The following is a 22,425-nucleotide window of genomic DNA, read 5'->3' as shown; positions in this document are numbered from 1 at the left end:
AGGCGCGCCGATCGCGTGCGCCCGGAAGCCGCGCAGCGGGGTAGCGGAAGCAGGTGGCATTGGAGAAGCAGGCACTGGCCGGGCGGTACGCCCTGGGGGAGCGCGTCGGCAGCGGCGGCATGGCGGACGTCTTCGCGGCCCGGGACACGAGGCTCCAACGGGACGTCGCCATCAAGCTCTTCCGGCCGGGCATCTCCGACGGCATCGAACGCGGGTCCGCGGAGGCCCGGATGCTGGCCGGCCTCGACCACCCCGGCCTGGTCCGCGTCCTCGACATGGACACCGGCGACGACATCGGCGACGACGCCTACCTCGTCGTGGAGCTCGTCGACGGACCGGACCTGGGCGTCCTGCTGCGCTCCGGCGGCCCCCTCGGCACCGAGGACGTCCGGCTCATGGCGCTGGACCTCGCCCGGACGCTCCAATACATCCACGGACGCGGGATCGTGCACCGTGACGTGAAGCCCTCCAACGTCCTGACCCGGCCTGCGGACGCTGACAGCGGCGTCTTCCGCTTCCTGCTCACCGATTTCGGGATCGCCCGGTTCTTCGACGGCAGCCGGATGACCGCCACCGGGCAGGTGGTCGGCAGCGCCGCCTACTTCAGCCCCGAACAGACACGGGGCGACGGCGTCGGCCAGTCCTCGGACATCTACTCCCTCGGCCTCGTGCTGATCGAGGCCCTGACGGGGGAGCGCGCCTTCCCCGGAACCGGCGTCGAGAGCGCTCTGGCGCGCCTGCACCGCAGCCCGTCGATCCCGCACGCAGCCGGACCGGCCCTGTCGGACCTGCTGGTGGCCATGACGCTCGACGACCCGGACGACCGCCCCGACGCCGCCCGCGTGGTCAGGGCCCTGACGTCCATGGGCCCGCAGCACGACCGCGGGAACGATTCGACGGTCGGTGTGCCCGTCGGCGTGTCACCGACGACGACGATGCCTTCCGGTGGCGCGGTGCCCCCGGCCCAGCGCATGGCCGCCCCGGACGGGTCGGACGCGACGACCGCGATGCCTGTCCCCGCGCCCGCCACCGCGGCGTTCGGGACAGCCCCGGACACGGCGGCCCCCGATGCCGTGGCACCCGATATCCGACGCTTTCCGGGGGAGTCTCCCCGCCCGGCGCCGGGTCGCGCGGCTGCGGGTCGCGCGCCCGCGGCGTCGAGCCGGCAGCCGTCCCGCGCCCGGGCCGCCGGACGACGTCGCCACGTCCTTCCCTGGCTGGTCACGCTGCTCGTCGTCGGGCTTCTGGCGGCCGCCCTCTGGGTCTTCACCACGACGACCGCCCCGGGCTCGGGGGCCGAGGTCGAGCCCCTGCCGGCTGTCCCCGGCGAGACAGGCGAGAAACTGCAGGAACTCTACGACAGCGTGCAGCGATGACGGCGGCCCGCAGGCGGCTGCTGCCCCTGCTGGTCGCCGCGGCCCTGCTCCTCACGGGCTGCGGGGACGAGGATCTCGACGCCGGCACGGCCGGGGACTTCCAGGCCAGTGTCCGGGCCATCGCCACGGCCGCCGCCGACGGCGACGCGGACGGCGCCGTCGTCCTGGCCCAGCGGCTGAGGAACGACGTCGACGGCGCGCGGACCGAGGGCAGCATCACCGGGGAGCGCGCCGCGCTCATCACCACCCGGATCGACGCGCTCATCGACACGCTCGACTCCGGGCAGGTCCCCGCCGAGACACCGGTGCCGTCGGACGCCCCCGCCGAAACGCCCACCCCGGCTGGACCGGCCCCCGCCGACGCGCCTCCGGCGCAGCCCGCGCCCGTCGAGGTGCCCCCGGCACAGCCCGCACCGGCCCCCGACGGCGCAGTTCCTGACGGCGCCGTTCCCGACGACGACGCCTCCGATGGCACCGAGGGTGACGGTGAAGACGGTGACGGGGGCGGCGAGGATGCCGACGGCGCCGAGCCCGGCGGCGGAGACGCCGACGATGCCGACGGCCAGGCGCCGGACAGCGGCAGGGCCGCAGATGAGAAGGCCGATGACAATGACAAGGCTGACAAGGCTGACAAGGCTGACAAGGCTGGGAAGGCTGCCGAGAAGGCCGCCGAGCAGCAGCGCAAGGCCGAGGAGAAGGCCAGGGACGCCGCCCAGCGCGGGGAGAAGGCTCCCGGGAACGGCAAGGGGAACGAGGGCGGCTGAGACGCCGTCCTCGGGCCGGCCCGACGGCCGGCCCAAGGACGTCAGTCGCGGATGGTGGCGAGGACGGAGCCAGCGGACACGGTGTCGCCGGGCTTCGCCGTGAGACCGGTCAGCGTGCCCGACCGGTGCGCCGTGAGGGGTTGCTCCATCTTCATGGCCTCGAGCACCACGATGAGATCGCCTTCGGCCACCGCGTCGCCGTCGGCCACCGCGACCTTCACGATGGTGCCCTGCATGGGGGACGTCAGCTCGTCGCCGCTGACAGCGGCCTTGCCGGCCCGCGCCCGCGAGGACTTCTTCGACTTCGCCGGTGCGGCCGTCTTGCCGTTCGACGTCGCACCGAACCAGGAGGGTAGGACCACCTCGAGGCGGCGCCCGCCGACCTCCACGGTGACGCGCTGGCGGGAGTCGTCGTCCGGAGCCGGTTCGGCCGGTCCCTTCCACGGCTCGATGCTGTTGACGAATTCCGTCTCGATCCAGCGCGTGTGCACCGAGAAGGGGCCGTCCGCGGGGGCGAACGCGGGGTCCGCGACGACGGCGGCATGGAAGGGCAGGACGGTCGGCATGCCCTCGACGACCATCTCCCCGAGGGCGCGGCGCGCGCGCTGCAGGGCCTGGTCGCGGGTTGCGCCACTGACGATCAGCTTGGCGAGCATCGAGTCGAAGTTGCCGCCGATCACCTCGCCGGCCTCGACGCCGGAGTCCACGCGGATCCCCGGCCCGGTCGGGAGGGTGAGGGTCTGCACCGTCCCGGGTGCGGGCATGAAACCGCGGCCGGCGTCCTCGCCGTTGATGCGGAACTCGAAGGCGTGGCCGCGCACCTCGGGGTCCCCGTACCCGAGCTTCTCGCCGCGGGCGATGCGGAACTGCTCGCGCACCAGGTCGAGGCCCGTGACCTCCTCGGAGACGGGGTGTTCCACCTGGAGCCGCGTGTTCACCTCGAGGAAGGAGATGGTGCCGTCCCGGCCCACGAGGAACTCGCAGGTGCCGGCCCCCTGGTACTCCGCCTCGCGCAGGATGGCCTTGGAGGCCTCGTAGAGCTGGGTGTTCTGCCCGGCGGAGAGGAAGGGCGCCGGAGCCTCCTCGACGAGCTTCTGGTTGCGGCGCTGCAGGGAGCAGTCGCGGGTGGAGACGACGACGACGTTCCCGTGGGCGTCCGCGAGGCACTGCGTCTCGACGTGGCGCGGGGCGTCGAGGAACCGCTCGACGAAGCACTCGCCGCGGCCGAACGCCGCCGTCGCCTCGCGGACCGCCGACTCGAACAGCTCGGGGATCTCCTCGTGGCTGCGGACCACCTTGATGCCGCGTCCGCCACCGCCGAACGCCGCCTTGATCGCGATCGGCAGCCCGAACTCGGAGGCGAAGTCGATCACTTCCTGGACCGACTCCACCGGGTCCGCGGTGCCCGGGACCAGCGGCGCCCCTACCCGCTGTGCGATGTGCCGCGCCTGGACCTTGTCACCGAGCTGCGCGATCGAGTGCGGGGAGGGTCCGATCCAGGTGATCCCGGCGTCGAGCACCCGCTGCGCGAACTCCGCGTTCTCCGACAGGAAGCCGTAGCCGGGGTGGATGGCGTCGGCACCGCTGCGCTCCGCGGCCTCCAGGATTCGCTCCATCACCAGGTAGGACTCGGCGGCGGTGTCCCCGCCGAGCGCGAATGCCTCGTCGGCCATGCGCACGTGCAGGGCGTTGCGGTCCGGATCCGCGTACACGGCGACCGACGCGATCCCCTCGTCGCGGGCCGCGCGGATGACCCGCACGGCGATCTCCCCCCGGTTGGCGACCAGGACCTTCGTCACCGGGCGGTACTCCGCGGGGTCGGTGCCGGCGGCGGAACCGCGTGCCGGGGTGGATGCGGAGGGGCTGAGGGGGGACTGGCTCATGGGGGAAAGGACTCCTTCTTCTCTCGTGGGAGCCTAGCCCGGTTTGGTGGCTTCCGCTCATGGATCGTGCCCAACGGGAGTGTTGTGCGGCGATCCTTTGTAGGGAACCTACAAGGACGGCGTCGGGGCCCAGAGATCCGTGACGGCGACGCCCGCCGCGCGCAGGAGCGAGCGGAGCGTGGAGATGCTGAGCCCGACGACGGCGTGCGGATCACCGTCGACGCGCTCGATGAAGGCGCCGCCCAGGCCGTCGATGGTGAAGGACCCGGCGCAGTGCAGGGGCTCGCCGCTGGCCACGTAGGCCTCGACCTCGGCGTCGGACATCGCACCGAAGTGGACGGTCGCCGAGGACACCGCCCCGAGGGTGGCGCCTGAACCGCCGGCGCGGGTGTCCACGAGCCAGTGGCCCGTGTGCAGGACGCCGGAGCGCCCGCGCATGCGGCTGATGCGTTCGATCGCCACCGCCGCCTCGTAGGGCTTGCCGTGCGCCTCGCCGTCGAACTCGAACACGGAGTCGCAGCCGAGGACGAGGGCGCCGTCCGCCGCCGGCAGCGCCGCGACGGCCTCGGCCTTCGCACGCCCGAGCAGCAGCGAGGTGTCGTGTGCGTCGAGGTCGCCGTAGGAGGCGACGACGGCGGGCTCGTCCACGTCGGAGACGAGCACCGCGTGCCGGATCCCGGCGTCGTCGAGGAGTCGGGTGCGGGCAGGCGATTTCGACGCGAGGATCAGGCGGAGGGTCATGCCCCCAGCCTAGGCGCCCCCGCACCCGGGGGCGCCGGCAGGATCATCACCAGCGGTGCGCGACGTCGACCACCACCCTCGATCCGGCACCGGGACCGGGGACCACGAAGACCCTCATGGGAAGGCGCGCCCGGACGCCGAGACCGAAGGTGGTCCGCCCCTCGAAGCTCCCGGCCAGGGCGATCTGGCGGAAGGTGGTGTAGCCCGCGACGTTGACGAGGTTCCTGGGATCGGCGGGCCGATAGGTGGGTCGTCCGGCGTCGTTGTAGGCCGGTGCGAGGACGGTCACGGACAGCCGTGCACCGCCACGCAGCGGGACGACGAACCCGGATCCGGGCTGGCGGACCTGATGGACGTACCGTACGTTGTACCCCGCCGCCCGGCCCCGTAGGTCGACGACCATGCGGTCGAAGCACGCATGCCGGCCTGCGCGGACATTCGTGATGGGAGCAGGACGGATGGTGGACGTGGCGACCTTCGCCGTCGAGCCCCATGTGATGCCGCAGTATGCGGCGGATGCCGGAGGTCCCCCTGCGAGGCCGCGGCCTGCAGTGAGGGCGAGGGCGGCGAGTGTGGCGGAGAGTCTCCCCGTCATGCGCGATGTTCTCATGGCGCACCACCTGGTCGAACTGGATAGGGACAACAATCGTCTACCCGCGCCCGGCGGAAAGCGCCGTCGCCGCCCCGAACGGCGCCGAATCGTTAGCAGGGGATGCGCGACGGCCCGCCCCGGGCAGGTGCCGGGGCGGGCCGTGGGTGTCGTGGGAGCCGGCGGGCGGGTCTACCGGGCCACGGAGGCCGAGATGCCGTCGTTGGGGGCGGTCCCGGCCGCGTCGGCGGCGTCGTCGACGCTGTCATCGGCGAACGGATCGCCGGTGCGCTGCGCGTCGTAGAGGTCGAGGTCCAGCAGGCCCTCGCGCCGGGCGACGATCGTCGGGATGAGCGCCTGGCCTGCCACGTTCACGGCGGTACGGCCCATGTCGAGGATGGGGTCGACGGCGAGGAGCAGGCCGACGCCGGCCAGGGGCAGTCCCAGCGTGGACAGGGTGAGGGTCAGCATGACGACGGCGCCGGTGGTCCCGGCGGTCGCCGCGGAGCCGAGCACGGAGACGAGCGCGATCAGCAGGTACTGGGTGAGGCTGAGCTCGATCCCGAAGAACTGGGCCACGAAGATCGCGGCGATCGCCGGGTAGATGGCCGCGCAGCCGTCCATCTTCGTCGTCGCGCCCAGGGGGACGGCGAACGAGGCGTACCCGCGGGGCACGCCGAGGTTCCGTTCCGTGACACGCTGCGTGAGCGGCAGGGTACCCACCGAGGAGCGGGAGACGAAGGCCAGCTGGATGGCGGGCCAGGCACCCGAGAAGTACTGCTTGACCGACAGCCCGTGCGCCTTGATCAGCACGGGGTACACGGCGAAGAGCACGAGGGCGAGGCCCACGTAGATGGCCAGCGTGAACTTGCCGAGGGACCCGATGGTGTCCCAGCCGTACACGGCGACGGCGTTGCCGATCAGGCCGACGGTGCCGAGCGGGGCGATCCGGATGATCCACCAGAGGACCTTCTGGATCACGGCCAGCGCCGAGGCATTGACGGCCAGGAACGGCTCGGCCTGCTTGCCCACCTTCAGGGCGGCGATGCCCACGGCGACGGCGACCACGAGGACCTGCAGCACGTTGAAGTTCAGGGCCGTGGTGACGGCGCCGGACTCGGCGACGGTGGAGGAGGCCTGGAGGCCGAGGAAGTTGGCGGGGATGAGCCCGGTCAGGAACGCCCACCAGCTGCCGGTGCTGCCGGTGTACTCGGCGGGCTGGGTGGCGTCCGTGCCGGCGCCCGGCTGGAACAGGACGCCGAGGGTGATGCCGATGACCACGGCGATCAGGGCGGTGATGGCGAACCACAGCAGGGTCTGGCCGGCGAGCCGGGCGGCGTTGGTGACGGCGCGGAGGTTCGCGATGGAACTCACCACGGCGGTGAAGATCAGGGGGACGACGGCGGCACGCAGCAGGGCCACGTAGCTCGAGCCGAGGGTGGCGAGCGTGGTGCCGAGACCGGTGGGCGTCTCCTGGGTGTGCCCCGTGTATTTGGCGACGAGGCCGAGGGCCAGCCCGACGACCAGGGCGGCGATGATCTGGGGTCCGAAGGAGGTCGCCCAGCGGGGCAGCCTGCGCCGGGAGGTCGGGGAGCTGGTTTCAGTAGACACGCCCGAAACTCTAGGGACGGACGTATACCAAGACGAAGCCGAGGTTGCGGAATGTTACGGGGCCTCGTGACGCCGTCGGGCCGGCCCGGGTGGCACTTCCGCGGGATACCGCCGTCGTCGCGGACGGACCGGGGAGGACCCCGGCCCGCCTGTGACGAACGTCTACCTCAGGAGACCAGTGCGCGGCGCAGCGTGTCGAGTCCCACGGAGCCCAGGTTGAGGGCGCGCGTGTGGAAGGCGCGGAGGTCGAACGCCTCTCCTTCCGCGGCGCGGACCTCGTCACGGATCTGCTCCCAGAGGCGCTGGCCGATCTTGTAGGACGGCGCCTGCCCCGGCCAGCCGAGGTAGCGCGTGAATTCGAAGCTGAGCTGGCCCTCGCTGATGGCGATGTTCTTCCGCAGGAAATCGTAGCCCTTCTCCGGCGTCCAGGCCCCCTCGCCCCACCGCTCGGGGATCTCCAGTTCGAGGTGGACGCCGATGTCGAACACCACACGGGCGGCGCGCATGCGCTGGGCGTCGAGCATGCCGAGGCGGTCCCCTGGATCGGACAGGAACCCGAGTTCCTGCATGAGGCGCTCCGCGTACAGGGCCCAGCCCTCGCCCTGCCCGGACACCCAGATGGCGTTGCGGCGCCAGGGATTCAGCAGCGCGCGCTGGTAGGTGGCCGTCGCGATCTGCAGGTGGTGCCCGGGGACGCCCTCGTGGTAGACGGTGGTGGTCTCCTTCCAGGTGGTGAAGGAATCCTCGCCCTCGGGTACTGACCACCACATGCGGCCGGGGCGCGAGAAGTCGTCGCTGGGACCGGTGTAGTAGATGCCGCCCTCGTTGGTCGGGGCGATCCTGCACTCGAGGCGCCGCATCTTCTCGGGGATGTCGAAGTGGACGCCGGCCATGGCCTCCACCGCCCGGTCGGAGAGTCCCTGCATCCAGGCCTGCAGTGCGTCCGTGCCCTGGAGCTGGCGGGCCGGATCCTCGTCCAGGATGCGGATGGCCTCCTCGATCGAGGCGCCCTCGCGGATCTCGTCCGCCACGGCCTCCTGCTCCGCGATGACGCGGTCGAGTTCCTCGACGCCCCACCGGTACGTCTCCTCGAGGTCGACGGCGGAGCCGAGGAACACGCGGGACATCAGGGCGTAGCGGTCCCGGCCCACGGCGTCCTTCTCCGGGGCGGAGGCGAGGAGATCGTCCTGCAGGAAGGACGCCAGGGAGCGGTAGGCGCCGCGGGCGGCCTCGGCGCCCGAGCGCAGCCGGTCACGCACGGCCTCGGGCAGGTTGCCGTCGTCGGCCGTGGCGGTCTCGCCGAGGGCGTCGAAGAATCCGCCGTCCTCCGCGTACTTGCCGGCCTGCTCGATCACGATGGCGACCTGCCGGCGCGCGGCGACCAGGCCGCGCTCGCGTCCGGTGCGGAGGGAGGAGATGTAGCCGTCGATGGCGCCGGGTACGTTCGCCATGCGTCCGGCGATGTGCCTCCACTGCTCCGCGGTGGCCGTGGGCATGAGGTCGAAGATCGCGCGGATGTTCTGGGCGGGGCAGGCGATGTTGTTCAGTTCGGAGTAGCCGAGTCCGGCGTCGTGGATCTCGAGGTCCAGGCCGAGCCTCTCCCGCATGGCGTCGAGCGTGACGGCGTCGACGTCGTCGGCCGGCTGCAGGCCCTCGAGGTGGCGCAGCGTGGTGCGGGCGGCGTCGGCGAGGGCATCGATCCCGGCCGGTGAGTAGTCCTGGTACTCCGTCTCGCGGCCGGGGAGTCCCAGCTCGGTGGCGAAGTCGGGCATCAGGTCGAGCAGCGTCTCGTAGTACGACGTCGCGACGGCGTCGATGGCCGTGGGCGGCCGTGCGGGCTGCTCGCTGGGGGGCGGGACGGGGGCTGGGGTGTCGTGGGTCACGCCCCGAGCCTAGCGGCAGGCCGTTGCCGGAGGCTATCGAGTGCGGCGGCGGGTCGAGCAGGCGTCAGCCTGCGTTCGCGTAGGCGTCCGCCAGCCAGCCGAGGACCTGCGCGTCCAGCTCGTCGGGCGTGTGGAGCTCGAGATGGTGCATCCACACGGTCGCCGACGGGTGGGCGACCTCCTTGAAGCGGGCGGATTCGGTCCGGCGAGGGAGCGCGATGGACAGGACGGCCGGGACATCGCTGGAGATGTACTGCCCCGGCCGCCAGAGGTATGCGAACACCCGACGACGCCGGAACGCGATCTGGCTCTTCGTCGCCGTGACCGACGCCCCGCCGAGCCGGGAGACGGCGTCCTGCACGGCGCGGCAGATCGCAACGCCCTCCGGGAAGCCGGCGAAGATATCCTCAGGGCTCAGCCCGCGCCCATCATCCACGGGCTTATCCTCCGCGTGCCGGGGGCAGCGATGTCTCACCGGACCTCGATGGCAGCCATCATGCCGAGGTCTTCGTGGTCCAGGATGTGGCAGTGGTACGCCGAGCGGCCGCGGAAGTCCTTGAATGCGACCCTTACCCTTACACGCCCGTTGGCGGGTACGTTCACCACGTCCTGCCAGAGTGCGGCATTCGTCCCTGCGCCGTCTTCCTCGATGATCTGCATCGGCCAGACATGAAGGTGGAACGGGTGATCCATGGGGCTGGTGTTGATTAACGTCCACTCCTCCACACCCCCGGCCGCGACGGTGGTGTCTGTTCTGGCCTCGTCGAACTCCCTGCCGTTGATGGTGAAACGCATCATGCCCCCGCCCATGCCCATCCCCATACCGGTCGCCAGGACGATCTGCCGGCGCGCCGCGACGGGCGCGGACCGAAGGTCTGCCGGCCCTTGCTGGGCGGGCACGGCTCTCGGGGCTGCCGCCGGTTCCCCGGCCACGCGGAGGGTGGCCAGTGCGGTGCTGTCCGACTGGTCTGCAGGGTTGCGTGCTCCGGCTCCCGACCCCACCATTCCCGGCATGGTTCGCCGGTTCTGGTAGAGAGCGAGCAGCGTGGAGTCCCCGGTCGTCGTGGTCACGAGGAGGTCTGCCCGGTTTCCGGGCGTCAGGAGAAGCTCGTTCACTGTCCGGGGTGTCGGGAAGCGGCCGGAGTCCATGCCGAGGAGCTGCAGCTGCTGTCCGTCGAGCCGTAGACGGAGGTAGCGGGACACACATGTGTTGATGATGCGCCACCGTTCGCGTTGTCCGGGGCGGGCACTGATGTGGGGGTTGCTTTGACCGTTGACCAGGATCAGTTCACCCTCCCGCCCCATCATCCGGTCCATCTCTGGGACTTCCGGGATATTCCCCATGCCGTCCAGGGTGGTGTCCGAGATGACCAGCACCCGTTCCGCACTCACCTCGATGGGTTCAGGATCCTCGACGATGATGGCACCGAAGAGTCCGGCGAAGATCTGATCGGCGACCATGCCGTGGTGGTGGGGGTGGTACCAGTACACGCCGGGGGGATGATCCTCGGGAAGTTCGTATGCGTAGTCGAAGGTGCCGCCGGGGTCCACTGCGACGAAGACATTGTCCCCGTTGCCCTCCGGGGACACGTGGAGGCCGTGCACGTGCAGGTTGGTGGTCTGGAGTAGCTTGTTGACGAGCCCGATCTTCAGGACGTCGCCCGCCCGTAGGCGCAGTGTCGGGCCGGGGATTCCGCCGTTGTAGCCAAGAGCCGCGGCCTGCCGGCCGGCCAGCAGTAGCTGTCCGGGTGCGGCTTCGAGCCGTACCTCCAGTTGGCCGTTGATGCTCCGTTCCTCCGGAGGCTGGGCCAGGTCGCTTCCGGTCGCGGGGGCCTCCCGCGAGGTCAGGGTCCAGATCAGCCCCACGCTGCCGGCCGCTGTCCCCGCAACGCCGACCCCGCCCAGCAACAACGCCTGACGGCGACTGATGGGCTTCACTGCCGGCCCTCACCGAGGACCTCGAGGTATTCGCGGTACTGATCCGCGGTGAGTTCTCCTCTCGCAAAGCGCTCGTCGAGGATCTCGCGGGCCCTGCTCCCTCCAGCCGGCGGCGGTCCGCCTGGCCCCGGGCGGCCTGGAGGTCCGTATCCATCACGGATGCCGCCGCCGAAGACCCTTACCGCCAGCAACACCAGCAGCGCGACCCCGATGAGTAGCAGAGGGATCCAGAGCCACAACCATCCCATGCCCTGTCCGTAGCCCGACATCATGATGTGCGCCTTTCATTTCCAGCGTTACCTCCGACTCTTCGCGCGGCCTCAGCTGACAGGTAGAGTCCGAAGACCTCGCCCACTCGGGTCACGGCTATCAGGCTTCTCCGACGGTTTGCTGCATCCGTAGCGGAGAAGTGCGTGTCGGGCAGACACCGTGAGTAGGCAGCGGCTGCCTCGTGCGCATCCGCGTCCTGTGGCAGGAGGTACTTACGGCACTGACGACTCGATCTTCGTAGCCGATCTGTAGTGCGGGGGACTGGGTGACGCCGAACAGGCCGTCATGAGTGGCCAGCAGGATGCGGCTGGTTTCCGGGTCCACGCTCAGTCCGTGCACATGCCCGGACGGGTACCCCGCGGGGGTGCCGGTGCGGGTGGAACGGGGACATCCACACCGGCACCTGTGAGAGGGCAATCACAGTCCCCGCAACGCCGGACCGGTCCGGATCAGATCACGGCGTGCGGGATCCGGGGCGGGGGACGGATTGCGGAGTTTGCTTGCGAGGTTCAGAGGCCCGCGAGCAGTTCTTCCATCTCGGTGATCTCGGCGTTCTGGGTTTCGACGATCGTCTCGGCCAACTCGATCGCTTCCGGGTCCTGCCCGTTCTCGATCTCGTTCTCCGCCATGCTGACCGCGCCCTCGTGGTGAGCGGTCATCGACTCCAGGAAGATGCGGGACGCCTCGGTGCCCTCGGCGGACTCGAGCTCGGACATCTGGTCCTCGCTCATCATGCCTTCCATCGACCCGGAGTCGCCCGTGTCGGATCCCATGGAGTGGCCGTCCATGCCGCCTCCGGGCTCCATTGGCTCATCCCAGGCTTCCAGCCAGCCGGTCATGGTCTCGATCTCGGGGCCCTGGGCGTCCTTGATCTTGGTCGCGAGGTCGGTGATCTCCGGGCTGATGTCGTCCTTAGAGAGCATCATGTCGCTCATTTCCACGGCCTGCTGGTGGTGGGGAATCATCATCTGCGCGAACATGGCGTCCGCGTCGTTGTGCGCGGCCGCAGTCTCGGATGCGCCCGACGTCGCGTCGGTGGTCGCCTCGGAGCCGACTTCGGCAGTGACGCTGGGGGCGGCCGCTGCGGAGCTTCCGCCGCTCGTGCCCGCGATTTCCCCGCCGGAGGAAGAGCCGCAGGCGGACAGGGTGATGAGCGCGGCGACGGACAGGGACGCAAGGGACAGGGAATGCTTCATGGTGGTCAGATCCTTCAGTGCTCAGGTGTTGGGGGTATCAGCGGGTCCGTATTGCGCAGGGCGGGTACCGCGAGGGCCCGGTGGGCGCACAGGCGCGCAGTCACGGCAGGAGGGTGGCCCCGCCGCCCGGGTAAAGGGGCAGGTGCGGGCCGCGGATCCTAGGTCCGGCTGATACAGAGCTGAGTCAGTGAAGGAGCAGGCGCAGGTCGGGACACCCAGGACAGTACAGGAGGGCCCCGCCGTCCCGACGTCGACAGGAGGGCGCGGTCGGCAGGAGTGAGCAGACCGGCGATGCCGACGACGATCATCGCCAGCACACACAGGCCCACCATCATGTCGTCGGAGCAGTCGCCACCGCACCCGACCGACCCACCGCTTTCCGGGACAGCCTTCGAGACGGTGTTCGAGGTGGCATGCGACGCGGTGTCCAGGACAGTCGCTTCGACCGTTGCCAGGACGGCGACGACCGCACTCGTGGTCTGGGCATGAAGAACCGTGCGGGCGTGGCCTGTCCCGTCGACCGCGTGAGTACTTGTGCTCGTGCCGGCGGCGGGGGCCGCGACATGGTGGGACGTCGATCCGTGACCGCCCATCCAGACGTGCATCGCGAGGATCCCGACGATGACGGCCGTCAGGCCGACGAAGGCGACGACTGACGGGACGGCGGCGCGCAGCAGTGAGAAAACAGTGTGTGATGCCCGCTTTCTGGTCACCTTTTCCCTCCTCTCCGTCCGCGCTGTCGCTGACGCCTAGGCGCCAGGGTCGTCCTCTGGTGTCGTCCTACCAACCTAGCGAAACGAGCGACTCGCCTCGTTCACGCCCTCTGCCCGGTCACAGGGTCGATCACGCCGTCGCATGACCAACGACCAGGCAGAGGAGTGTGTCCGCCGATGAGGCCGGGCTCACGTCCGGGCAGGGGGTGTGTCCGCTGCCTCGGGGCTGGTCCGGTCGGCGCCGATCTGCTCGGGACGGAGGTCGATCCGCCGCAGCAGCTGCGCGTTCAGGGCGACGACGATCGTGGACACGCTCATCAGGACGGCGCCCGCGGCGGGGGAGAGCAGGATCCCCGCGAAGGCCAGCACCCCTGCGGCGAGGGGCACGGCCAGCACGTTGTACCCCGTGGCCCAGATCAGGTTCTGGATCATCTTGCGGTAGCTGGCGCGGGACAGGTCGATCATCGCCAGCACCGATCGTGGGTCGTTGCCCGCCAGGACCACGCCCGCTGATTCCATGGCGACATCCGTGCCGGCTCCGATCGCGATCCCCACCTCGGCGCGGGCGAGGGCCGGGGCATCGTTGACGCCGTCCCCGACCATCGCGACCGCCAGGCCGCGCGCCTGCAGCTCGGCGACCTTGGAGTCCTTGTCCTGCGGGAGGACGTCGGCGAACACCTCGTCGATCCCGAGGTCCGCCCCGACGGCGTCGGCGACCTGCCGTGCGTCGCCGGTGATCATCGCGACCTTCACCCCGCGGGACTGCAGGGCCTTCACGGCGGACCGGGATTCCTCGCGGACCTTGTCCTCGAGCCTGACCGCGCCGATCACGGCGCCGTCGCTGATGACGTGCAGCACCGATGCGCCGCGGTCCACCCATGCCTGCACGGTGTCCCCGATGTCCGCAGGAGTATCGAGGCCGAGTTCCCTGAGCATGTTCGGCCCGCCCACGGCCACGTCATGGCCGTGGACGGTTGCCCGCACGCCGCGGCCGGTCATGGAACTGAATCCGGTTCCGGTGTAGGCGCGGCCTGCCGCAGCCGGGTCGGCCTGTGCGGCGCTGACGATCGCCCGCGCCACGGGGTGCTCGCTGTCTGCTTCCGCGGCTCCGGCCAGGGCCAGCAGCTCCGCATCCGGGACGCCGTCGACGGCGGTTGTCGCCGTGACCGCGGGGCGGCCCTCGGTGAGGGTCCCGGTCTTGTCGAACAGCACGACGTCGACCGTGCGCATGCGTTCGAGGGCCATCCGGTTCTTGATCAGCACGCCGGCCCTCGCGGCGCGTTCCGTGGAGATCGCGATGACCAGGGGGATGGCGAGGCCGAGTGCGTGCGGGCAGGCGATCACCAGGACGGTGACGGTACGGATCACCGCATCATCCGGGCTCCCGAGCAGCATCCAGGCGAGAAAGGTCAGGATGCCGGCGCCGAGTGCGAAGTAGAACAGCAGGGCCGCGGCCCGGTCCGCCAGGGCCTGGGCCTTCGAGGAGGAGGCCTGCGCTTCCGCGACCAGGCGCTGGATCCCGGCGAGCGTGGTCTCCGAGCCGACGGCGGTCACCTGCATGCGGACCGCGTTGTCGGTCGCGACGGTGCCGGCGACGACCGCCTCGCCGATGCTGCGGGAGACCGTACGGGACTCCCCGGTGATCATCGACTCGTCGAACTCCGCCGCCCCGTCGATGATCTGCCCGTCCGCCGGCACGCGCGCACCGGAGCGTACGAGCACGACGTCCCCGGTGACCAGCGAGTCGACCGGCACGGTCTCGACTCCGGCGTCCGTGACCTTGTCCGCCTCGTCGGGCAGCAGCGCTGCCAGAGCGTCCAGTGCGCCGGCCGCCGACCCGAGGGCCCGCATCTCCATCCAGTGCCCGAGCAGCATGATGACGATCAGCAGAGCCAGCTCCCACCAGAAGTCGAGGTCGAAACCGCCGAGACCCAAGGTGGTCACCCACGAGGCGGCGAACGCGACGCTGATCGCCATCGCGATCAGCAGCATCATGCCCGGCTGCCGTGACTTCAGCTCGGACACCCCGCCCTTCAGGAACGGGGCTCCGCCGTAGACGAAGATCACCGTGCCCAGGATCGGGGCGATCCACGCCGAGCCGGGGAACTCGGGCGGCATGTACCTCAGGAGCATGGTGAACATGGGGCTGAAGGCCAGGACGGGCACCGCGAGGGCCAGGCTGACCCGGAAACGCTGTCTGAACATCGCCGTCGAATGGCCGGCGTGCTCGCCCTGGGAGTGGACCTGGTGATCCTCATCCACGCCGTGACCCTCGTGCTCCGCCATCGGCGGAGCTTCGGTGAATCGATTCCTGTCCATGATGGTTCCTCCTTCTCCGATGCCCGCAAACATATACCCCCCAGGGGTATGCGTCAAGGTTCCGGAGGTCCGGTGTGCGCGGTCGGGCGCGACCGGCGATCAGGACGCACCCGGCGGCCATCACAGGCCCGTACCCATGGTCAATTCCCGGGTCCGCGCCTACCGTGGTGGGATCACGCGAGGGGGATCCCATGAAGCAGTCCAGGGCGTCTGTGGCGCGCATCGTCGTCGAGCCGGGACAGTATGCCGCGGCGGAGGAGGCCCTCCGCCGCGCGGCCTTCCGGCTCGGGGTGGCACTCACCGCGCACCCGGCCACGAATCAGGTCTCGAGCCCCGTCAGCGCGCTGTATGCCCTGTCGATGCTGCGCGCCGGTGCGGGGACGGCGACGGCGGCAGAGCTGGACGCGGTGCTGGGGCTCCCGGAGGAGCACCATGCGGCGATGAACGCGCTGCTCGCGACGCTGCAGTACTTCGACGGCGACCCGGTGGGCGTCGACGAGGAGGACCCGCCCGGGCAACCCCTCGTGCACCTCGCCAACGCCGTCTTCGTCCCCGACGGGGGTGTGATCGGGGCGGCGTTCCTCGACACCCTCGCCCGGTACTACGGTGTGGGGGTCCACCCGGTGGACTTCGGCGACCCCACCACGCCCGCCCTGATCGACGAGTGGGTGTGGAGGGAGACCGGTGGTCGCGTCGCGAAGGCCCCGCTCGCCGTCGGACGGGACACCGGACTGTCCCTGCTGAACGCCGTCTACTTCGCCGCGGCCTGGGACGAGCCGTTCGATCCCTCCGGGACGGGCGAGGACGCCTTCGCCCTGGCCACCGGGACGCGGGTCTTCGTCCCGATGATGCACGGGTACCGCTGGGTGCGCTACGCCGCAGGACGCGACTGGCAGGGCATCGACCTGCCCTACGGCGGAGGATTCTGCCTGCGGCTCGTCCTGCCCGCGGCGGGCGTCCTGCCGGCCTGGGGCGAGCAGGAGCTGGCGGGGATCGCGGCTGCCCTGGATGCGGCGGCGAGCATCCGCGTGGATCTCTCGCTCCCCACGTGGGAACACAGCCAGGGCCTGGACCTGATCACAGTGCTGGCGGGGCTGGGGCTCGAACGGGCCGTCGGGCCGGGGGCGGACTTCGACGCCATCCATCCCGGGCTCCAGGTCGCGGCGGCCGCCCAGGCCGCCACCATCACCGTCGCCGAGAAGGGGACCATCGCGGCCGCCGTCACGCAGGTGGCCATGATGACCGGCGCCCCGGTGGCTCCCGAGGTCAGTATCTCCTTCGATCGACCCTTCGGCTACCAGATCGTCCACGAGGACACCGGGCTGCCGCTCTTCCTCGGCACGGTCGCCGATCCGCGCTGACCCCGACCATCACCCGGGAGGGCGCAGGAGCGTCAGCGGACGCTGCGCCGCCAGGATCCGGGGCCCGGTGTGGGGCCCAGGCGCAGCAGCGCCCGCCGCACCCAGGACCGCCCCTGGCGTGGCCCGTCGTCCCCGGCGTCGGTTCCCTGGAGAGCGACGACGACGGCCGTGAGCGCCGCGAGCTCCTCGTCGGTGGGGTTGCCGGACACCACGGAGAGGATCTCGGTCTCCTGTGCGACCGGGAGGGATCCGGGGTCGCCGTCGAGCGGGTCGCGGCCGGTCACAGCGGGATGTTCCCGTGCTTCTTGGCCGGGTTGGCCGAGCGCTTGTCGCGCAGGGCGCGGAGCCCGCGCACGATCTGCAGTCGCGTCTCCGACGGGGCGATCACGGCGTCGACGTAGCCGAGTTCCGCCGCCTGGTACGGGTTCAGGAGCTCCTCCTCGTACTGCTGGACGACGTCGGCACGCGCGGCCTCGACGTCGCCTCCGGCCTCGGCAACGGCTTTCAACTGCCCGCGGTACAGGATGTTGACGGCCCCCTGCGCGCCCATCACGCCGATCTGCGCGGTGGGCCACGCGAGATTGAGGTCCGCGCCGAGCTTCTTGGATCCCATGACGATGTACGCGCCGCCGTAGGCCTTGCGCGTGATGACCGTCAGCTTCGGCACGGTGGCCTCGGCGTAGGCGTAGAGCAGCTTCGCCCCGCGGCGGATGATGCCCTGGAACTCCTGGTCCTTGCCGGGCAGGAAGCCGGGCACGTCCACCAGGGTGAGGATGGGGATGTTGAAGGCGTCGCAGTGGCGCACGAAGCGCGCGGCCTTCTCCGAGGCGTTGATGTCCAGGGTCCCGGCGAACTGCAGGGGCTGGTTGGCGACGATGCCGATGGTGTGGCCCTCCACCCGGGCGTAGCCGGTGATGATGTTCGGCGCGTAGAGCGCCTGCATCTCCAGGAAGTGGGCGTCATCCACGACCGCCTCGATCACGGCGTGCATGTCGTAGGGCTGGTTCGCGGCGTCGGGGATCAGGGCGTCGAGCGCGAGGTCCTCGTCCGTCTCCTCGGGTTCCTCCGCGAACGCCGTCAGGGGGGCCTCCGCGAGGTTGTTGGAGGGCAGGAAGTCGAGCAGCTCACGCACGAACCCGATGGCGTCCGCCTCGTCCGTGGCGAGGTAGGCGGAGGTGCCCGTGGTCGTGTTGTGCTGCCGTGCCCCGCCGAGGGTCTCCATGTCCACGTCCTCGCCCGTGACCGTCCTGATCACGTCCGGGCCCGTGATGAACATGTGCGAGGTCTTGTCCACCATCACCACGAAGTCGGTGAGCGCGGGGGAGTAGGCCGCCCCTCCGGCGCACGGTCCCATGATGAGGGAGATCTGCGGGACCACACCCGAGGCGTGCACGTTGTTGCGGAAGATGTCCGCGAACATCGCGAGCGATGCCACGCCCTCCTGGATGCGGGCGCCCCCGCCGTCGTTGATGCCGATCACCGGGCAGCCGTTGCGCAGCGCGAACTCCTGCACCTTGACGATCTTCTCGCCGTTGACCTGGCTCAGCGATCCGCCGTAGACGGTGAAATCCTGGCTGTAGACGGCGATCAGCCGGCCGTCCACGGTCGCGTACCCGGACACGACGCCGTCGCCCAGGGGCTTCTTCCTCTCCATGCCGAAGGCCGTGGAGCGGTGGACGGCGAGGGCGTCGAACTCCACGAAGGAGCCCTCGTCCACGAGGAGGTCGATGCGCTCGCGGGCCGTGTTCTTGCCCCGGGCGTGCTGGCGCTCGATCGCCTCGGGCCCGGAGGGCTGCTCCGAGAGCTCCTTGCGCCTCCGGAAGTCGGCGAGCTTCCCGGCCGTCGTGGTGAGGTCGGGCTGCAGGTCCTGATGCATGAATACTCCGGTCGGCGGGTGGGGGAGGTGGCCGCCGCTCGGGGTCGGGAATCCCGTGTCACTGGAGGTTTCCGACAACGGACGGCGCGTTCGTCCCAGTCTAGTGAGGATTCCGGGGCTGCCCGTTGTAGGAGATCTACAGTTTCCGTTCCCATCACTTAGCCGGGCCACCGATGTTACCCGCGAGTAATATCGGTGCGTCGCGGGCGGTCCGGCGCCTCCGGCTGCATATGGTGGAGCCATGACCGAACGCAACGAAGCGCAGGAACCCCAGGCCCCCGCCACACTCGCCGGGCGCACCATCCTCATGTCCGGTGGAAGCCGCGGCATCGGCCTGGCCATCGCCCTCCGCGCCGCCCGTGACGGCGCGAACGTGGCCGTCATGGCCAAGACCGGGGAGCCGCACCCCAAGCTCGAAGGCACCGTCTACACCGCGGCGGAGCAGATCGAGGCGGCCGGCGGGATGGCCCTGCCGATCGTCGGGGACGTCCGGAACGACGACGACGTCGCCGCCGCGGTGGACGCGACCGTCGAGGCGTTCGGCGGCATCGACGTCGTCGTGAACAACGCCTCCGCGATCGACCTGTCGAAGACCCCGGACGTGGACATGAAGCGCTACGACCTCATGGCGGACATCAACGTGCGCGGCACCTTCATGCTCAGCAAGTTCGCGCTCGACGCCCTGCGGTCCTCGCCGAACCCGCACATCCTGACGCTCTCCCCGCCCCTGAACCTCGCGCCGAAGTGGGCGGGCCTGCACCTGGCCTACACCATGGCGAAGTACGGGATGAGCCTGACCACCCTCGGCCTCGCCGAGGAGCTCGAGGACGACGGCGTGGCCGTGAACTCGCTCTGGCCCGCCACCCTGATCGACACCGCGGCCATCCGCAACATGCCCGGCGGGGGCCGCCTCGTGCAGGCGGCGCGCAGCCCGGAGATCGTCGCGGACGCAGCCCACGCCGTCCTCGTGCGTCCCTCGCGCAGCTGCACCGGGAACTTCTTCACCGACGAGCAGGTCCTGCGCGAGGAGGGCGTCACCGATCTCACCCGGTACAGCCTCGGCGCGCCGGAGGACCAGCTGGTCCCCGACATCTTCCTCTGACGCCCCCGGCCGGTGGGGGCGGGGCCGGATAGGATCGATGACATGTCCTCCCCCTACTCCAATCTCGAGCGCCCCGGCCTGAACCTCGGCGCCCTGAGGACAGCCCTGTGCATGCCGTCCGGCCCGTTCCCGCGGCTCGACATCGTGGCTACGACCGGCTCCACGAACACCGACCTCGTGCAGCACGCCCGGGTGGAGCCCGCCGGTTGGCCGGACCTCAGCGTGCTCGGAGCGGAGACTCAGACCGCCGGGCGCGGCCGGCTGGACCGCCGGTGGGAGGCACCGGAACGGTCCTCGCTCTTCGTGAGCGTGCTCCTGCGCCCCTTCAACCGGCACGGACGGCCCGTCCCCACCACCGCCTACTCCTGGTTCTCCCTCCTCGCCGCGCTCGCGCTCGCCGAGAGCGTCGAGGAGCGTACCAGGATCGCCCCGCAGCTCAAATGGCCCAACGACGTCACGGTGGACGGCCGGAAACTCGCCGGGGTCCTCGCCCAGTTCGTGCCCGGGGACGGCGCCGAGCCGCCCGCGGTCGTCGTCGGGGTGGGACTCAACGTCAGCCTCACCGACGACGAACTCCCCGTGCCCACCGCCACGAGCCTGCTCCTGGAATACGCCGGCACCACGGACCGCAACGTGCTGCTGAAGTCCTTCCTGCGCACCTTCGCCGACTCCTACCGCGCGTTCTGCGACGTGGACGGTGACGCCGAGGCGGCGTGGGACTCGGGGCCCTCGCTGCTGGCCCGCATCGGCGCCCGCATGGTGACGCTCGGCCAGGATGTCCGCGTGGACCTGCCCGCCGGCACCGTGCTGGCCGGGCGCGCGCTGTCCCTCGACGCCCACGGCGGACTCGTGGTGCGCGACGACGACGGCGAGCGGCACACCGTCTCCGCCGGCGACGTCGTGCACGTGCGCCCACAGGTGTAGGCCGTGCGGATCAGGCTGCAGCCCGGGGAGCGCGTCCTCGTCCGCACCCGGCCCAACCCCCTCCCGCTCGCCGGGCCGGTCGCCGCCGGGTTCCTCCTCCTCGCCCTCGGCGGGTTCGGGCTCGGCTACCTCGCCCGCTCGGACCTCCCCGGCACCCTGGCCGACTGGCAGCCCGTGCTCCTGCCGGTGGCGCTCGCCGCCGTCGTGCTGGTGCTCCTGCGGGTGGTCGCGCGGCCGCTGGTCCGCTGGGCCGGCGACCGGTACGTGCTCACGAGCCTGCGGCTCATCCACCGGACGGGGACGGCACGGCGCACCGAGCACCAGATCAACCTCTCGGCCATCTCGCAGCTCCAGACGGAGCAGGGGCTCCTGCAGCGGATGATGGGCAGCGGGACGCTCGTGGCGGACCTCGGGTTCGACCGCGCGCATGCCTACCGGCACGTTCCGCAGATTGCAACGTTCAAGGAATATGTGGTCCAGGCGATCGGCGAGCTTCCCCTGACCCGCATGTTCGACGGAGTAGACATGGAAATCGATCCGCAGTACGCCCGCGGCGGGACGCCCCGGGCCCAGCAGGAGTGGAGGGAAGCGCAGCCGTGACATTCGAGGACCGCCGCGAGGCCGGGCAACCCGCGAACCATGAGGACGCCGCCGGTGAGGCCATCCGGGCGTCCTCGGATACCGGCGGCGCCGCCGACGCCACGGCGTCGAAGCCCGTCTGGCAGCTCCTGCCGGACATGGCCACCGGCGGCGGGCCGGAGTCCGGGGCGTCGAACGCGGCTCCGATCGAACTGGACCGCGAGACGATCCGCCGCCTGGAACGCGAACTCCTCGGGGCCGAGCGCACCCTCAAGCGCCGGGACATCGCGGCGGGCGCGGGCGTGTCCCTGCTGTCCGCGCGCAAACTGTGGCGCGCCATGGGCTTCCCCAACATCGGCGACGACGACATCGCCTTCACCCAGAAGGACCTCGGCGCGCTCACCACGATCATCGACCTGGTCCGCCAGGAGCAGCTCACCGAGGACGCCGCCATCTCCATCACGCGGGCCGTCGGCCAGATGACGGACAGGATGGTGGTCTGGCAGATCGAGGCGATCGTGGAGGAGATGGTGGCCCAGCGCGGGCTCTCCGACGCCGATGCCCGCAAGACCCTCGTGTCCGAACTCCCGGACCTCATCGAGCCGCTCGAGAAGACCCTGGTCTACGCGTGGCGCCGGCAGATGAACGCCGCGGTCCAGCGCCTGGCGCTCCGTGCCGAATCGGGCCTGGCCGCGAGTGAGACGGGCCGCGACGGCGACGAGCAGGACGCCCCGCTGCCGCTCGCGCGCGCCGTGGGCTTCGCCGACCTCGTCTCCTACACGAGCCTGTCACGGCAGATGAACGAGCGGACCCTCGCGCAGCTGGTGCAGCGGTTCGAGAACAAGAGCGCCGAGATCATCTCCGTGGGCGGCGGGCGGCTCGTGAAGACCATCGGCGACGAGGTCCTCTACATCGCCGAATCCCCGGAGGCCGGGGCCGAGATCTCGCTGGCGCTCGCGAAGGCCTTCTCCGAGGACGAGTTCCTCCCCGCCGCGCGCTGCTCCCTCGTCTGGGGCCGCGTGCTCTCGAGGCTCGGTGACATCTACGGGCCCACGGTCAACCTCGCCGCGCGCCTCACGGCGCTCGCGGACCCGGGTGAGGTCCTCGTGGATTCCGGTACCGCTGCCACGCTCGCCGCCAACGAGAGATTCGTGCTGACCCCGCACGAGCCGCGGCAGGTGCGCGGCTTCGGCGAGGTGCAGCCGGTGACCCTCGCGCGGGGCACCGGTACCGGGATCGTCCTCGACTGACACCGCGACCTCGCAGGTCCTCCGGGGCGCCTCACGGCCCGGGGCCGGGC

The 22,425-nt window shown here is 70.8% G+C and carries 20 protein-coding genes; 7 read left to right on the top strand and 13 right to left on the bottom strand.

Translation table 11 applies throughout. The features are described from left to right. Positions 1 to 59 precede the first annotated feature (59 nt). On the top strand, positions 60 to 1,376 hold the full coding sequence (locus tag C4K88_RS07690) for a serine/threonine-protein kinase (RefSeq protein ID WP_104121050.1): 1,317 nt from the start codon (positions 60 to 62) through the stop codon (positions 1,374 to 1,376). Beyond that, the gene (locus C4K88_RS07685; protein WP_104121049.1) at positions 1,373 to 2,140 is read left to right on the top strand and encodes a hypothetical protein; all 768 of its coding nucleotides are present in this window, start codon (positions 1,373 to 1,375) and stop codon (positions 2,138 to 2,140) included. The genes C4K88_RS07690 and C4K88_RS07685 overlap by 4 nt, the downstream gene beginning before the upstream one ends. 41 nt (positions 2,141 to 2,181) lie before the next feature. On the opposite strand, the gene C4K88_RS07680 is transcribed toward C4K88_RS07685, so the two are convergent. The 11 genes from C4K88_RS07680 to C4K88_RS07625 form a co-directional block, all read right to left on the bottom strand. Further along, positions 2,182 to 4,023: an acetyl/propionyl/methylcrotonyl-CoA carboxylase subunit alpha gene (locus C4K88_RS07680; RefSeq protein WP_104121048.1), complete on the bottom strand. Its 1,842-nt coding sequence runs from the start codon at positions 4,021 to 4,023 to the stop codon at positions 2,182 to 2,184. 108 nt (positions 4,024 to 4,131) lie between these two features. Beyond that, positions 4,132 to 4,764, bottom strand: a complete 633-nt coding sequence (locus C4K88_RS07675) for a Maf family protein (RefSeq protein ID WP_104121047.1) — start codon at positions 4,762 to 4,764, stop codon at positions 4,132 to 4,134. Positions 4,765 to 4,810: 46 nt separating this feature from the next. Then, positions 4,811 to 5,359 carry an AMIN-like domain-containing (lipo)protein gene (locus C4K88_RS07670; protein WP_104121046.1) on the bottom strand — a complete coding sequence of 183 codons (549 nt, stop codon included), beginning with the start codon at positions 5,357 to 5,359 and terminating at the stop codon, positions 4,811 to 4,813. A gap of 186 nt (positions 5,360 to 5,545) precedes the next feature. Further along, positions 5,546 to 6,964, bottom strand: a complete 1,419-nt coding sequence (locus C4K88_RS07665) for a dicarboxylate/amino acid:cation symporter (RefSeq protein WP_104121045.1) — start codon at positions 6,962 to 6,964, stop codon at positions 5,546 to 5,548. Positions 6,965 to 7,131: 167 nt separating this feature from the next. Beyond that, positions 7,132 to 8,847, bottom strand: a complete 1,716-nt coding sequence (locus tag C4K88_RS07660; protein ID WP_241521770.1) for a DUF885 domain-containing protein — start codon at positions 8,845 to 8,847, stop codon at positions 7,132 to 7,134. Between the two features lie 64 nt (positions 8,848 to 8,911). Further along, entirely contained in the window at positions 8,912 to 9,283 is a 372-nt protein-coding gene (locus C4K88_RS07655) for a DUF5655 domain-containing protein (protein WP_104121044.1), read from the bottom strand. A 35-nt stretch (positions 9,284 to 9,318) separates the two neighbouring features. Further along, positions 9,319 to 10,785 (bottom strand): multicopper oxidase family protein, encoded by a 1,467-nt coding sequence (locus C4K88_RS07650; protein ID WP_104121043.1) that lies wholly within the window; start codon positions 10,783 to 10,785, stop codon positions 9,319 to 9,321. Beyond that, positions 10,782 to 11,057, bottom strand: a complete 276-nt coding sequence (locus tag C4K88_RS07645) for an SHOCT domain-containing protein (protein ID WP_104121042.1) — start codon at positions 11,055 to 11,057, stop codon at positions 10,782 to 10,784. The genes C4K88_RS07650 and C4K88_RS07645 overlap by 4 nt, the downstream gene beginning before the upstream one ends. 507 nt (positions 11,058 to 11,564) lie before the next feature. Continuing rightward, a complete protein-coding gene (locus tag C4K88_RS07635; protein ID WP_104121040.1) occupies positions 11,565 to 12,251 on the bottom strand; it encodes a DUF305 domain-containing protein in 687 nt (228 codons plus the stop codon). A gap of 158 nt (positions 12,252 to 12,409) precedes the next feature. Continuing rightward, entirely contained in the window at positions 12,410 to 12,964 is a 555-nt protein-coding gene (locus C4K88_RS07630; RefSeq protein WP_104121039.1) for a hypothetical protein, read from the bottom strand. 189 nt (positions 12,965 to 13,153) lie between these two features. Beyond that, positions 13,154 to 15,283, bottom strand: coding sequence for a copper-translocating P-type ATPase (locus tag C4K88_RS07625; RefSeq protein WP_241521769.1), 2,130 nt, complete (start codon positions 15,281 to 15,283; stop codon positions 13,154 to 13,156). A gap of 191 nt (positions 15,284 to 15,474) precedes the next feature. On the opposite strand from C4K88_RS07625, the gene C4K88_RS07620 reads away from it, so the two are divergent. Next, positions 15,475 to 16,644, top strand: a complete 1,170-nt coding sequence (locus C4K88_RS07620) for a serpin family protein (protein WP_104121037.1) — start codon at positions 15,475 to 15,477, stop codon at positions 16,642 to 16,644. A gap of 32 nt (positions 16,645 to 16,676) precedes the next feature. On the opposite strand, the gene C4K88_RS07615 is transcribed toward C4K88_RS07620, so the two are convergent. Together C4K88_RS07615 and C4K88_RS07610 are read right to left on the bottom strand one after the other, a co-directional pair. Then, entirely contained in the window at positions 16,677 to 16,928 is a 252-nt protein-coding gene (locus C4K88_RS07615; protein WP_241521768.1) for an acyl-CoA carboxylase subunit epsilon, read from the bottom strand. Further along, entirely contained in the window at positions 16,925 to 18,508 is a 1,584-nt protein-coding gene (locus tag C4K88_RS07610; RefSeq protein WP_104121288.1) for an acyl-CoA carboxylase subunit beta, read from the bottom strand. Before C4K88_RS07610 ends, C4K88_RS07615 begins: the two co-directional genes overlap by 4 nt. Positions 18,509 to 18,761: 253 nt before the next feature. Here C4K88_RS07610 and C4K88_RS07605 point away from each other — a divergent pair, with 253 nt between their 5' ends. From C4K88_RS07605 to C4K88_RS07590, 4 genes are read left to right on the top strand one after another with little or no spacing between them, the layout of a single operon-like run. Continuing rightward, positions 18,762 to 19,622, top strand: coding sequence for an SDR family oxidoreductase (locus C4K88_RS07605; protein ID WP_104121036.1), 861 nt, complete (start codon positions 18,762 to 18,764; stop codon positions 19,620 to 19,622). 42 nt (positions 19,623 to 19,664) lie between these two features. Beyond that, a complete protein-coding gene (locus tag C4K88_RS07600; protein ID WP_104121035.1) occupies positions 19,665 to 20,546 on the top strand; it encodes a biotin--[acetyl-CoA-carboxylase] ligase in 882 nt (293 codons plus the stop codon). Positions 20,547 to 20,549: 3 nt separating this feature from the next. Beyond that, complete coding sequence (locus tag C4K88_RS07595; protein WP_104121034.1) at positions 20,550 to 21,146, top strand: PH domain-containing protein; 597 nt, start codon at positions 20,550 to 20,552, stop codon at positions 21,144 to 21,146. Next, positions 21,143 to 22,375 (top strand): adenylate/guanylate cyclase domain-containing protein, encoded by a 1,233-nt coding sequence (locus C4K88_RS07590; protein WP_438502334.1) that lies wholly within the window; start codon positions 21,143 to 21,145, stop codon positions 22,373 to 22,375. The genes C4K88_RS07595 and C4K88_RS07590 overlap by 4 nt, the downstream gene beginning before the upstream one ends. Positions 22,376 to 22,425 lie beyond the last annotated feature (50 nt).

It is taken from the genome of Arthrobacter pityocampae, assembly GCF_002927275.1.
Lineage (GTDB): Bacteria > Actinomycetota > Actinomycetes > Actinomycetales > Micrococcaceae > Arthrobacter_D > Arthrobacter_D pityocampae.
This window is presented reverse-complemented; position numbering and strand designations above follow the sequence as displayed.

Excerpts from the sequence above, each read along its gene's own strand:
- C4K88_RS07675 (WP_104121047.1), bottom strand. The coding sequence starts at position 4,764 with ATGACCCTCCGCCTGATCCTCGCGTCGAAATCGCCTGCCCGCACCCGA.
- C4K88_RS07600 (WP_104121035.1), top strand. The coding sequence starts at position 19,665 with ATGTCCTCCCCCTACTCCAATCTCGAGCGCCCCGGCCTGAACCTCGGC.
- C4K88_RS07670 (WP_104121046.1), bottom strand. The coding sequence starts at position 5,359 with ATGACGGGGAGACTCTCCGCCACACTCGCCGCCCTCGCCCTCACTGCA.
- C4K88_RS07605 (WP_104121036.1), top strand. The coding sequence starts at position 18,762 with ATGACCGAACGCAACGAAGCGCAGGAACCCCAGGCCCCCGCCACACTC.
- C4K88_RS07685 (WP_104121049.1), top strand. The coding sequence starts at position 1,373 with ATGACGGCGGCCCGCAGGCGGCTGCTGCCCCTGCTGGTCGCCGCGGCC.
- C4K88_RS07680 (WP_104121048.1), bottom strand. The coding sequence starts at position 4,023 with ATGAGCCAGTCCCCCCTCAGCCCCTCCGCATCCACCCCGGCACGCGGT.
- C4K88_RS07620 (WP_104121037.1), top strand. The coding sequence starts at position 15,475 with ATGAAGCAGTCCAGGGCGTCTGTGGCGCGCATCGTCGTCGAGCCGGGA.
- C4K88_RS07635 (WP_104121040.1), bottom strand. The coding sequence starts at position 12,251 with ATGAAGCATTCCCTGTCCCTTGCGTCCCTGTCCGTCGCCGCGCTCATC.
- C4K88_RS07625 (WP_241521769.1), bottom strand. The coding sequence starts at position 15,283 with ATGGACAGGAATCGATTCACCGAAGCTCCGCCGATGGCGGAGCACGAG.
- C4K88_RS07645 (WP_104121042.1), bottom strand. The coding sequence starts at position 11,057 with ATGATGTCGGGCTACGGACAGGGCATGGGATGGTTGTGGCTCTGGATC.